Origin of the sequence: Dehalobacter sp. DCA (assembly GCF_000305775.1) — a bacterium.
In the GTDB taxonomy this organism is placed as follows: Bacteria; Bacillota; Desulfitobacteriia; order Desulfitobacteriales; family Syntrophobotulaceae; genus Dehalobacter; species Dehalobacter alkaniphilus.
The window spans coordinates 2,484,994-2,495,922 of the sequence record NC_018866.1 but is presented as its reverse complement, the minus strand read 5'-3'; the positions used below and the strand labels follow the sequence as shown (position 1 = coordinate 2,495,922).

At 39.4% G+C, this 10,929-nt stretch carries 15 protein-coding genes and 1 pseudogene; 9 read left to right on the top strand and 7 right to left on the bottom strand.

Translation table 11 applies throughout. The annotated features are described in order from the left end of the window. The first annotated feature begins 1 nt into the window (after position 1). Positions 2–910, top strand: coding sequence for a phospholipase D-like domain-containing protein (locus DHBDCA_RS12050; RefSeq protein ID WP_015044494.1), 909 nt, complete (start codon positions 2–4; stop codon positions 908–910). A gap of 131 nt (positions 911–1,041) precedes the next feature. On the opposite strand, the gene DHBDCA_RS12045 is transcribed toward DHBDCA_RS12050, so the two are convergent. Then, positions 1,042–1,290 (bottom strand): helix-turn-helix domain-containing protein, encoded by a 249-nt coding sequence (locus DHBDCA_RS12045; RefSeq protein ID WP_015045379.1) that lies wholly within the window; start codon positions 1,288–1,290, stop codon positions 1,042–1,044. A gap of 157 nt (positions 1,291–1,447) precedes the next feature. Here DHBDCA_RS12045 and DHBDCA_RS15500 point away from each other — a divergent pair, with 157 nt between their 5' ends. The 3 genes and pseudogenes from DHBDCA_RS15500 to rhuM (DHBDCA_RS12035) all read left to right on the top strand — a co-directional run bounded on the left by DHBDCA_RS15500 (position 1,448) and on the right by rhuM (DHBDCA_RS12035) (position 3,396). Continuing rightward, positions 1,448–1,621: a hypothetical protein gene (locus DHBDCA_RS15500; RefSeq protein WP_015044492.1), complete on the top strand. Its 174-nt coding sequence runs from the start codon at positions 1,448–1,450 to the stop codon at positions 1,619–1,621. A gap of 434 nt (positions 1,622–2,055) precedes the next feature. After that, a pseudogene (gene rhuM / locus DHBDCA_RS12040) lies at positions 2,056–2,475 on the top strand (RhuM family protein); the annotation flags it as partial. A 27-nt stretch (positions 2,476–2,502) separates the two neighbouring features. Continuing rightward, positions 2,503–3,396 (top strand): RhuM family protein, encoded by an 894-nt coding sequence (rhuM, locus tag DHBDCA_RS12035; protein ID WP_015044489.1) that lies wholly within the window; start codon positions 2,503–2,505, stop codon positions 3,394–3,396. A 180-nt stretch (positions 3,397–3,576) separates the two neighbouring features. Here rhuM (DHBDCA_RS12035) and DHBDCA_RS12030 read toward each other — a convergent pair whose 3' ends face one another. Beyond that, positions 3,577–4,104: a cysteine hydrolase family protein gene (locus tag DHBDCA_RS12030; protein WP_015044488.1), complete on the bottom strand. Its 528-nt coding sequence runs from the start codon at positions 4,102–4,104 to the stop codon at positions 3,577–3,579. Positions 4,105–4,222: 118 nt separating this feature from the next. On the opposite strand from DHBDCA_RS12030, the gene DHBDCA_RS12025 reads away from it, so the two are divergent. From DHBDCA_RS12025 to DHBDCA_RS12015, 3 genes are all read left to right on the top strand, one after another. Then, complete coding sequence (locus tag DHBDCA_RS12025; protein WP_015044487.1) at positions 4,223–5,155, top strand: helix-turn-helix transcriptional regulator; 933 nt, start codon at positions 4,223–4,225, stop codon at positions 5,153–5,155. Positions 5,156–5,309: 154 nt separating this feature from the next. After that, complete coding sequence (gene dinD / locus DHBDCA_RS12020) at positions 5,310–6,146, top strand: DNA damage-inducible protein D (protein WP_015044486.1); 837 nt, start codon at positions 5,310–5,312, stop codon at positions 6,144–6,146. Between the two features lie 73 nt (positions 6,147–6,219). After that, the gene (locus DHBDCA_RS12015) at positions 6,220–6,780 is read left to right on the top strand and encodes a hypothetical protein (RefSeq protein ID WP_015044485.1); all 561 of its coding nucleotides are present in this window, start codon (positions 6,220–6,222) and stop codon (positions 6,778–6,780) included. Between the two features lie 42 nt (positions 6,781–6,822). On the opposite strand, the gene DHBDCA_RS15960 is transcribed toward DHBDCA_RS12015, so the two are convergent. After that, positions 6,823–6,936, bottom strand: coding sequence for a hypothetical protein (locus DHBDCA_RS15960; protein ID WP_343205477.1), 114 nt, complete (start codon positions 6,934–6,936; stop codon positions 6,823–6,825). A gap of 540 nt (positions 6,937–7,476) precedes the next feature. Here DHBDCA_RS15960 and DHBDCA_RS15495 point away from each other — a divergent pair. Next, positions 7,477–7,647, top strand: coding sequence for a hypothetical protein (locus DHBDCA_RS15495; RefSeq protein ID WP_015044484.1), 171 nt, complete (start codon positions 7,477–7,479; stop codon positions 7,645–7,647). 42 nt (positions 7,648–7,689) lie between these two features. Beyond that, a complete protein-coding gene (locus DHBDCA_RS12005) occupies positions 7,690–8,031 on the top strand; it encodes a hypothetical protein (RefSeq protein WP_015044483.1) in 342 nt (113 codons plus the stop codon). 104 nt (positions 8,032–8,135) lie between these two features. Here the strand turns inward: DHBDCA_RS12005 and DHBDCA_RS12000 are convergent, their stop codons facing one another. From DHBDCA_RS12000 to DHBDCA_RS11985, 4 genes are all read right to left on the bottom strand, one after another. Next, the gene (locus DHBDCA_RS12000) at positions 8,136–8,801 is read right to left on the bottom strand and encodes an Ig-like domain-containing protein (protein ID WP_015044482.1); all 666 of its coding nucleotides are present in this window, start codon (positions 8,799–8,801) and stop codon (positions 8,136–8,138) included. 338 nt (positions 8,802–9,139) lie between these two features. Next, on the bottom strand, positions 9,140–9,379 hold the full coding sequence (locus tag DHBDCA_RS11995) for a DUF2922 domain-containing protein (RefSeq protein WP_015044481.1): 240 nt from the start codon (positions 9,377–9,379) through the stop codon (positions 9,140–9,142). A gap of 38 nt (positions 9,380–9,417) precedes the next feature. Then, positions 9,418–9,642 carry a DUF1659 domain-containing protein gene (locus DHBDCA_RS11990; RefSeq protein ID WP_015044480.1) on the bottom strand — a complete coding sequence of 75 codons (225 nt, stop codon included), beginning with the start codon at positions 9,640–9,642 and terminating at the stop codon, positions 9,418–9,420. A 90-nt stretch (positions 9,643–9,732) separates the two neighbouring features. Beyond that, positions 9,733–10,629, bottom strand: coding sequence for a DUF3102 domain-containing protein (locus DHBDCA_RS11985; protein WP_015044479.1), 897 nt, complete (start codon positions 10,627–10,629; stop codon positions 9,733–9,735). Between the last annotated feature and the right edge of the window lie 300 nt (positions 10,630–10,929).

Genomic DNA, 10,929 nt, shown 5'->3' with positions numbered 1-10,929 from the left:
TATGTATGAGATTATCTATCACGACAGAATAAAGACTGTTTTAGAACAAGAGTTTTCGAAGGTCAGTGATAACCTCCAGATCATATCCGCATATTGCAAGACTGCCGCGCTAGCATATGTTGATTCAAAAGTATCTTCGGCTCCGGTCACGAAACGTCTGATGGTACGGTTTCGTTTAGATGATATTCTGAGTGGAGCTACAGATTTAGACATCTATATTTATTGTAAGCAATACGGATGGGATCTGTACATACTGCTTGACCTACATGCGAAGACTTTTATCTTCGACCGGAAGAGATGGATTGTCGGCAGCGCAAATCTAACATCCAGAGGTATAGGTCTAGCTAAGGAAAGTAATCTGGAGATGGCTATGCTTGCTGAGGTTGACCCAGACGAGCTGGTTATGATAAATGCGATGTTCGACAAGTCAACGCTAATGACAGATAATCTCTACGAGCGGATGAAAAAGCAAGTTGAATGTGTGAATAACGGGCATTTGTCAATGAATGAGTGGGATGATGACATAGTCAATATGATTAGAGATGATATAACAACGCTCTTTACGCACGATTTCCCAAAGACAAAAACACCGTTTGAAATCAATGCTGACGATTATCTGATGCTTGGGCTGACAGTCGGCGATCATGATAAATCAGAAATAGTTAGGGCTCTTCAGTCCAGCCGAGGCTTCAAGTGGCTTATGTCAACACTTCGGGCAAGCAATAATCAGCAGCTATACTTCGGCGAATTGACAGCCAAACTCCATGACGCATTAATAAATGATCCGAAGCCGTATCGAAAAGAAGTTAAGCAATTACTTGCGAACTTACTGAACTGGATTTCATTACTCGGCTTCGACAACATTAAAATTGAGCGGCCTAATTATTCGCAGGTTGTTCGTCTATTATAACATCACATTGTAACTACAGCGCAGAGGATATTCCTGACGCTGCACAGTTTATTTTAAGATGCAGGAAGATAGAAGCCGGACTTAACTCAGGAATGAATTGAGAGAAGAATTGATTGAGGATCAAATTGTTACTAGTTTTTTTGGGGGGTTAACCCCTTAAAAAACTCCTCAAAGTCAACATCAAAAATCTCCTTGAATAAAATCAGGTCGCTGACATAGATGTTCCTAACCCCTTGCTCAATATGGGCATAATTTGCTCTTGACATGGAACGGCCTGATAATTGTAGCTTAGTTACCATATCCGTTTGAGAATAGCCGCGGCTTTTTCTCAAACGTTGTATATTTGCGCCAATATGGACATCTTGTAATATTTTTTGCACTGCGTGTCCCTCCTGCCGTGATACTATATAGTATCCATTTTTTATTGATTTTAGCAGGAAGAAAAAGTAAAATAGATACCAAGTGGTATCTTGTGAAAATTATTTGATAGCAAGTAACCGTAGTAAAGAAAATATTTGATTATTAAGGTGATACAAATTGGCGGATTACAAGAGGATGTATACGGAACTATTCAACAAAGTAACTGTTATCATTGAACAGCTGCAGGAGATTCAGCAGCAAACAGAACAAATGTACATAGAAAGCCCCGAACCAAAAATTTTTCTGATAAAGCGGGAAGATGATGTGATGAATTCAGAATGTAAAGAATAAGCGGCATACGAAATAGACAATGATATAATGTGCAACATATATCATCTTAATAATCCGTTTTATTGGACACCTCTCATTTTATTATTAATCTGGGAGGTGTTCTTTTATATCTAAAATAAAGGGCTGCTTTAAATCAGGATTTATAGAAATGGGAGGAATTATTGTATTATCTGCCCAATACAGCAAAAATACGGTTTATTGTTTACTGGAAAAAAGAAAACGCGGATTCTGAGATCAGAATTGCTTTGCCGGAGCTTTATTTTGAAAAGAAAGAATAATGTATGACTGTATTTTGCCTCATGGAATTAATTGGTTGACCAAGAACGTATGTTCTTCTATAATGGATATAGATTTACTGGCTTCTGCAAATCTGTGGATATCAAACTTTATTGCTATAGAGCGGAAGGAATAGAAGCTATGGGAAGAAAAAAGAAATTAATATTCGTAGTTCCGCCGCTGAGTACCTGACTTTTGTCGCGAGCGTTGGTGATGATCAAGACAGCGTTGAAATGCGTTATGAGGATGAGAATATCTGGCTCACACAATAGTTGATGGCTACTTTGTATGACGTAGAAACACACACGATTAACTACCATATCAAAAGGATCTTTGCTGACTCGGAGTTAGAAGAGAGTGCAGTTATTCGAAATTTTCGAATAACTGCTGCGGATGGAAAGACCTATGATACTAAGCATTATGCCTTACAGATGATTATTGCCCTTGGCTTTAAGGTCAACTCCGAAAGAGCTGTGCAATTTCGTAAATGGGTTAATCAAATCGCCAAAGATTATACAATTAAAGGCTGGGTAATGGATGATGAACGAATAAAGAATGGCTCTTTGACCGATAAATATTTAAGTAAACTCGGAAGGTAATCTAATATGAGACAGGAAAATAAAATTATTTTGTACATGACGGACAGCGGCAATGTGACGGTTTCGGTACGTTATGAGGACGAAAACTTCTGGATGACGCAAAAAGCAATTGCGGAGCTGTTTGAAGTTGGCGTCGCCGCTATTAGTAAACACATTAATAATATTTATGAAGATGAAGAATTAACTGCGGAAGCAACTGTTTCCAAAATGGAAATAGTTCAAGAAGAGGGCAGCCGAACTGTAAAGCGTACGGTGGAATTTTATAGTTTGGATATGATCATCGCTGTAGGATATCGTGTTAACTCAAAAAAGGCGACACGCTTCCGTCAATGGGCCACTAAAACGCTGCACGAGTATATCCAAAAGGGGTTTGTGCTGAATGACGATTTTTTGAAGAACGGCAAGCCTTTCGGCAAAGATTACTTTGATGAATTGCTGGAACGTATCCGCGAGATTCGAGCCAGTGAGCGAAGAGCGTACCAGAAGATTGCCGATGTGTTCGAACAATGCAGTTACGACTATGACAAAGACAGCAGTTCTACCCGGGAGTTCTATTCTTTTGTGCAGAACAAGCTCCATTATGCTATAACCGGAAAGACAGCTGCAGAATTAATTGCCGAGCGGGTCACGCTTGAGCATCCTACAATGGGACTGACTACATGGAAAGCAGCACCGGATGGAAAGATTATCAAGCGTGATGTGGGGGTTGCGAAAAACTATCTTAATGAAAAGGAACTTACGCGTCTTAACCGCATCTTGACCATGTTTATTGATTATGCAGAACTAATGGCTGAGGACGAAGTACCGATGAGCATGATGGACTGGCTGCGCGAAACGGATCATTTTTTACAGAGCAACCGACGAAAAGTCTTAAAAGATAAAGGGTCAATTTTCGCATGAGGATGCAGTAAAAAAAGCGGAAGACATTTACGGGCAGTTCCGCTTTCAGCAGGATAAGGACTACATCTCGCAATTCGATAAAGAAATGGCAAAGTACCTTAAGGGTAAAGACGGTAAGGACGAATGAACCATGATAGACAAGCAGCTTACGATGATGCTTGTTCCGTTATATTTTCAAGCTTAATCAACGAAACACTGGGAATATCCAGGGTCCCGCTTTGGTAACAAGTCATTTAAACGAATGATTTTACTGCCTTTACTTTCATAATAGCGCAGCATTTCGTCAATTTTCCTTTTATCATAACTGGTAATGCAATCTGATAGGACATTAACGCCATAATTTGCTTTGCATAAGTTGTAACAGGTTGATTTAACACAAGCAATAGCATCTGCTCCTGTTATGTAGAAATCACATATTTCATTTTTACTAATAAAGTCTGCAAATTCTTCACTGCTTAATGCGTTTCCTTTGTATTTTGTAAAAACATTTTTTGATACTATTTTCAAGTCTGAAGCTAATTCAGACCCATATGTATTGGTTTTAAAAGTCCTCGTACCGGCTGACAAATTTTCATGCCTTATATAAATAACATGAATATTATTATGGACTGCCCAATCAATCGCTTTATTGATATTGTCAATAATATCCTTATAATTTTTTGTTATGTCATTTTGAATATCAATGATTACTAAGGCTTTTTTCTGCATAGTGTCTCCTCCTGATAGGTAGATTGATTTGTTTGCTATTTTATTGTACCGTGTAATTGTTGACAACAGTGTGGCAACAATCCATAATGATAAAAAAAATTTTGAAGGCGGCTATCAGATGAAGGTTGACAGGCTTGTTAGCATTATTATGATACTCCTTGATAAAGAGCGTATAGGCGCACAGGAGTTAGCAGATATGTTTGAAGTTTCACCCCGCACAATCTACCGCGACATAGACACTATCAACCTGGCGGGTATTCCTGTTCGCGCAACATCGGGAGTGGGCGGCGGCTTTGAAATCATGCAGAAATACAAGATTGATAGAAAGGTTTTTTCGACTACCGACCTTTCCGCTATCTTGATGGGGCTTTCCAGTCTTTCCAACATGATACGAGGTGATGAACTGGTAAACGCCCTTGCGAAAGTCAAGAGTTTTATCCCCGCCGATAGAGCGAAAGACATTGAATTAAAAGCAAATCAAATATATATAGATTTAAGTCCGTGGATGGGCAACAGGAACATACAACCATATTTAGAAATTATCAAAACAGCTTTACAGGAAAGTAAGCTACTTTCGTTTGAATATGCAGACCGCTACGGAAATAAAACCGCACGAACAGCCGAGCCGTATCAGCTTGTATTGAAAAGTAGTCATTGGTATTGGCAAGGGTATTGCCATAAAAGAAATGATTTTCGCCTATTCAAACTATCCCGCACATCAAACCTACAAATACAAGAGGAATTTTTTACGCCACGAGATTATCAAAAACCGCAGTTGGATTTTACTGATATTTTGGCAACGATGCAAACAAAAATCAAAATTCGTATTCATAAATCTGTCATGGACAGGGTGCTTGATTATTGCACTTATGAACACTTTTCGCCAGACGGTGATGAGCATTACATTGTTAGTTTTCCTTTCGTAGAGAACGAATACTACTACAATATTCTTTTCAGTTTCGGGGATAAATGCGAGTGTTTAGAGCCGTTACATATCCGCACAGAAATGAAGCGTAGAATACATGCTATAGCTACCTTATACGAAAGCTAGAACAAGGAGTCTATTCTCATATTCACAATCAGAACAAATATACATAGAAAGCCCTAAAACGAAAATATTTCTCTTGCCATGCTGAGTAATGTGGTATAAAATACCACTAGAACATATGTTCGATATTTAATTGTCTCAGAGGAGGAAAGCTCATATGACTGAGATTGAAAAATATTCTGAAAAAACTTTTGAGTCCATCAAACATTTGACTACAGAGGGTATTGAGTTTTGGTATGCCAGAGAGTTAAAGGTTGTATTGGAATACCAACAATGGAGGAGTTTTACCGATGTAATAGAGCGTGCAAAGATCGCTTGCCAAAATAGCGGCTATCTTGTTGCAGACCATTTTGCGGAGATCCGCAAAATGGTTGATATCGGTTCAGGTGCTGAACGAGAGATAGAAGATATAATGCTTTCCCGTTATGCATGTTATTTAATTGTTCAAAATGGAGACTCTCGAAAAAAAGTGATTGCAATTGGACAAACCTATTTTGCCGTAAAGACACGTCAGCAAGAATTAATTGAGAACTATGATCAGTTGAATGAAGAACAGAAGCGTTTAGCAATCCGCAACGAGATGATTATCCATAATAAGTCTTTAGCTGAGGCGGCAAAAGAGGCCGGCGTTGTTGAAGCAAAGGATTATGCGGTTTTTCAAAATAAAGGGTACCAAGGGTTGTATGGCGGCTTTGGGGTGAAAGAAATCCATGAACGCAAAGGCTTAAAGAAGAGCCAAAAAATACTCGACCATATGGGAAGCACCGAATTAGCGGCAAATCTATTCCGAGCTACTCAAACAGATGAAAAACTGAGAAGAGAGAATATTAAAGTAAAAGATAAAGCCAATCAGACTCATTTTCAAGTAGGACAAAAGGTAAGGCAAACGATTAAAGAATTGGGAGGAACCATGCCGGAGGATTTGCCAACACCGGGGAAGAGCATTCAGCAAATTGAGAAAGAACATAAGAGTAGGTATAAGGAAATAGAATAAATGCTTTAAGGGAAGATAAAAATATTGATCATATTTATGTTTTGGCAATGACAAAAACCAAGGGGTGAATTCCGTGAAAATTTTTATTGGTGGACCCAGAGCCATTAAGGTTATTGATAAAAATGTTGATGAAGGGCTAAAAAAAATAATAAAACGAAATGAAACCGTTTTGGTTGGTGATGCCAATGGCATGGATCGAGCGATCCAGCAGTTTTTTTTCCAGCATCAATACAGGGATGTATTTGTCTATGCCAGTCAAGGTAAAGCCAGAAATAACGTAGGAGATTGGCCGATTCAAACAATTGAGGTCTCGGATAAGGTCAAAGGGTTCGACTTTTATGCAGCCAAAGATAAGACAATGGCCGAAAATGCCGATCATGGCTTTATGATATGGAATGGAAAAAGCAAAGGGACATTAAACAATATTATTAATCTCACGAAGCAAAACAAAAAAGTTTTACTCTATTATACTCCACACAAAAAAATTTATATGATCTATGAAATGGCAGAGGTTGAAAAATTGGCTGCTGCTTGTGGGGAAAATATACGTCGATTATTCTTAAGTCTGTCATCCCGAAAGAGCAAAGATATCACGGATAGAGCCTTGGAGCAAATGTCGCTCTATGATGGATAAGTTATTAAAAATCATTGAAAGTCGATGGTTTTATTTAATTTCCTACTCCAAATTGCGAAAATCATCCGTATTAAAAAAGTCCGATAGGGAGATGTTTAATCCGTCGCATAACTTTTTGATCGTCACGATACCCGGATTTTGGCTTTCATCATTCAGAATACTTTTTATTGTCGATTGTGGTACCCCGGCTCTATAGCTTAACGCATTTGGGTGTTATATCCCGCTCTCTACAAAGATCAACAATTCTATCACCGGAGAAAATAACCGAAGGGATTACTTTGTTGGGAGAAAATGGTTATTGTCGGAATTAGATACTAGGTTGCTAATACAAGCTGAATTTCATGGGATTAGTTAATCAAAAAGGCTCCCCAGCAAGTGATTTACGAAAAACAATGACTGTGGGGAGCTTTCATTCAGCTTATCGCTGTCGTGGTCAACGATAAGGTTTTCCATTATCCCAGCAAATAGTCGATAGTTATACCATAGAATTTCGCGAACATAATTTGTGAGGATTTTATGCGAATAGTGCATATAAATCAATTCTCCTTATTACATGAGGTATAATAGGGTTCGGTGATAAATTTTATATACAAAAGTATGTATTGAAGATCCTATGTTACTGTTATATCGCCAACATAATATCTTTATATTTTGTATGCTTAGTTAGTGATATGACACGAGAGAGGTGTATTTCTCATGCCGGATTACAAGGAAATGTATTTTCAACTTGCCGCTAAAGTAGCAAATGCTGTTGATATCCTTGTCGAAGCACTTCAGCATGGAGAAAACAATTATACCGAAGAAGAAACCCCGGTTATTTCGCTCAAAAATTCTAAACGAGAAAAGAAAGGGGGCGATCAAGCATAATGATCATTCAAACAACCATAAAGAATTTTTGAGGAGCGGGAAATGATGCAAGAAGGCAAACATCATCAAATGGATGATACGATCCGGCTAGTCAGGTGGTTATCCGAACATCCTAAAATCCAAAGCAGGCTGTGCGAAGGAGAATACGAATCCACACCCGAAGAATGTATCGAAATGATCGAAATGCTGGAGAAACATTCATTTTACGATATGATCTTCATTCTTTTGATGAAGAATCGCCACGATCCGGTGATCGATGAAGCCCTTACCAAGATGGTTACGGAAAAGATCGCAAATGAATGGGAGAGAATCGGAACGGAGCAAATGTGCCGGGATATTAAAGAACGGATCAGAAAGGAAATAAAGATAAATGAGGTTCCATAATAACAGGACCATACAAAAAAAGCCCCCTAAGGGTCTTTTTTTGTTCATCAGTTGTTAAAAAATCGAAACGGGGGATCATGGTTAAGTTAATTTATAGGAGTTCTTTATTTTTTCTTTTTTCTTAATAGAAACCAAGCTGCAATGGCAGCTACAACACCATAGCCGAGAACAGAAGAACCGGATTCATTTTGATCGCTATTTGTGTCTGTCATTTCTTGAGTTTTTTGTTCCGATGAAGCTTGTTCTTCAGTGACTGTTGAAACAGGCTCTGCTTTTTCGTCAACATTTAAAGTGATACTATTTGTTTTTCCGTTACTTGATTTAGCTGTTATGATCGCGGAACCAGGATTTGCTGCTGTAACGATACCATTTTCACTAACTATAGCAACATTGATATCACTTGATGACCAAGTAATAGATTTATTCTCTGCATCTGAAGGGTAAATAGTAGCACTTAATACAGTTTTGTTTCCAACTTCTAATACAGTGTTATCCATAGAATTGATCATTACAGAGCTAACGTCAACAGGTTCGGGGATTGTTGTTTTTTCTGGTGTTTCATATGGGCAGACTCCATTAGGATGTAAGTGAGGGCCGTAACCATGATGATAATGGTAATAACCTAATCCACTAGCATTTTTGTTATCTCTGTGTCCGCCGTTTGAATCAGTTCTTCCTGAATGGGCAAAAGTATTAGATGAAAATAACAACAAAATAATTACGATAGGTAATAGGATTCTTCCAATTGTTTTTATTTTTTCTCTTATCAACGCAACATCTCCCTAGTATAGTAAAGAATGAGCCTATTTGAGTGTTGAAAATTGTAAATTTCTATATAAAAAAGTCGAAACCCCTTAACAACATAAGAACCGTTATTCCTTCAAAAATAACAGTTCAAATTATGGATAAATATATGAAGTTGATTCAACTGCTAAAAATTCCGATTTTAGAAAATTACAAATATATTTTAACATAATTTACTAAATATTTGTGAAAAAATTTGGAAATTTAGAAAAACAGTTGTACGAGGGCGGCCTTGCGGCCGCCAATCCCTCGAAATGATGCCTTGAAACCAGCCATGCTCCCCGGACAGCTTATCTGGAGTATTTTATTCTTGTGGGGGATCGAAGAGATCGTCCGTGGTAGTATCTACCACTTTAATATCTCTCTTGCTTGCCAGATCCCCACTGGAAGTGGCAAAAATGTTTTTTGCCATGATGAGGTCCATGACCGTCCCGACTTGGGCAAGCGTAAGGCCTGCCTTTGGCTGGGGAAGGGTAATGGTAAACGCCTTACCACCTACGGTCGTAAATACCATTCTTAAAACTTTCTGGCTCGTTATTGCCATGCTCTGTCACCACCCTGGAATTATTTGCTCCGGTCGGTTTACTCATCGGCCAGCTCGAAAATATTCAGGCGGCGGATATCTGCCAATGGATAATCCACCAGGCTTGATAAAGCGACAGCCACATCGTATACGTCCTGATCAGCTGCCGTTGCTTTAACGCCGGTCAGGCTTTTTTGCTTGAGAACCGGGCCACCGCCGGCGGTAATCCCTATCTGATAACGGGTTGCCAGCACGGAATCCAACGTGTTTACCACTAAAGTCATAAGCTTACCTCTTTTCCTAGTTTCCTGCTTGTCCGAAGAACATGTCCTTTTTAGTATATGCCCATTGTTTTCCAGGGTTCAGGAAAGAGATTAATTTTTTTCAGGACTTTCCGGAGCTTTCGGAACTTTTGGAGCTGCCATGGTCGTTTTCTCGAAGCGCTTTAGCTTGTTCATCGCTTTAGACATCAACTGATTGGCATGGGTGATATATAATTTACAAGCATCCGGGTCCGCTGCGGCCATTTCTTTGATGGCGATAAAGAGATCATCGAGTCCTTTGGTTATCAGATCAAAGCGGGCGTCTGCCTGGCTCATGGAGAGGTTGAGCTTTAAGAGCTTGCTTTCGTATTCTATCTCGGCGATGCGCTTGGCTGCCGTATTTTCATTTTCCAGGACGTCAAGCTTCCGCTGCAGCTTCAAAACATTTCCCTGCTCGGCCCATACGGCTTGCAGGTTATCCGTGGCTTCTTTTTTCGCCAGATCGCGCTCATCTGATAATTTGGAGATTTTATCTTTTTGCTCAGCACAGACTTTCTGCAGGTCTTCGTCTTCTTTCCCGGCAAGCTCCTGGTTCCTCACAGATACTGCCTGCTGCAGCTGCCGACTGCTCATGCTGCCTGCATCATTCTCAACGATAAACTCATCCCGTTCCTCTACCGGGAGCCCAAGAAGGATGAGGGCCTGGGTGTAGGTCAAATTCGCAATCGATTGCGAATTTGAGCTGACGTCCATGTCTTGGGAAGCAAGCAGTTTAGGCCCGTATTCTTCAAAGAGCTGAATCATATAATTGGCCGATCTTTGAGAATAACTTACCGATTCCTCCAGCCACTTGCCCCACTCCCCATGGGGCAGCAGCGCTTTGGCTTCCTTCAGACGTTTTCCTACTTCGACGGCGCTGGCCAGCAGAATTTTATTGGTTTGTTGTTTAATCGTATTGATTTCAGCCGCGATGACAGGCGGCGTACGCTCTGTCAGCAAATCACTCATATTGATACCATCTTTCCTGTACTTTATTGGCATCATATGGGATAAGCCTGACAATCGTGACAAAAGGTTTATAACCTTAAAGGCAAAGAGTAAAATGAGGATTTAACTTGAGATTATTGATGTTATTAATGAATTAAAGAATTTAATGGAAATGTTTTTTAAGGAACTTGTAAAATTTGAACACTTATGGTAGACAAGTCATATAATAATATTGGGTCATAGAGGTCATTGGTAGTCGTATCGATAATAAGAAGGAATCCGGCTGCCTAGACAGCTGGATTCCTTCTTATTTCGAGTATG

What these genes read in the sequence shown, in the direction of transcription:
- DHBDCA_RS12005 (WP_015044483.1), top strand. Translation starts at nt 7,690, where the DNA reads ATGATGCAAGAAGGCAAACATCATCAAATGGATGATACGATCCGGCTA.
- DHBDCA_RS11985 (WP_015044479.1), bottom strand. Translation starts at nt 10,629, where the DNA reads ATGAGTGATTTGCTGACAGAGCGTACGCCGCCTGTCATCGCGGCTGAA.
- rhuM (WP_015044489.1), top strand. Translation starts at nt 2,503, where the DNA reads ATGAGACAGGAAAATAAAATTATTTTGTACATGACGGACAGCGGCAAT.
- dinD (WP_015044486.1), top strand. Translation starts at nt 5,310, where the DNA reads ATGACTGAGATTGAAAAATATTCTGAAAAAACTTTTGAGTCCATCAAA.
- DHBDCA_RS12030 (WP_015044488.1), bottom strand. Translation starts at nt 4,104, where the DNA reads ATGCAGAAAAAAGCCTTAGTAATCATTGATATTCAAAATGACATAACA.
- DHBDCA_RS12050 (WP_015044494.1), top strand. Translation starts at nt 2, where the DNA reads ATGTATGAGATTATCTATCACGACAGAATAAAGACTGTTTTAGAACAA.
- DHBDCA_RS11990 (WP_015044480.1), bottom strand. Translation starts at nt 9,642, where the DNA reads ATGACTTTAGTGGTAAACACGTTGGATTCCGTGCTGGCAACCCGTTAT.
- DHBDCA_RS12025 (WP_015044487.1), top strand. Translation starts at nt 4,223, where the DNA reads ATGAAGGTTGACAGGCTTGTTAGCATTATTATGATACTCCTTGATAAA.
- DHBDCA_RS15495 (WP_015044484.1), top strand. Translation starts at nt 7,477, where the DNA reads ATGCCGGATTACAAGGAAATGTATTTTCAACTTGCCGCTAAAGTAGCA.
- DHBDCA_RS11995 (WP_015044481.1), bottom strand. Translation starts at nt 9,379, where the DNA reads ATGGCAATAACGAGCCAGAAAGTTTTAAGAATGGTATTTACGACCGTA.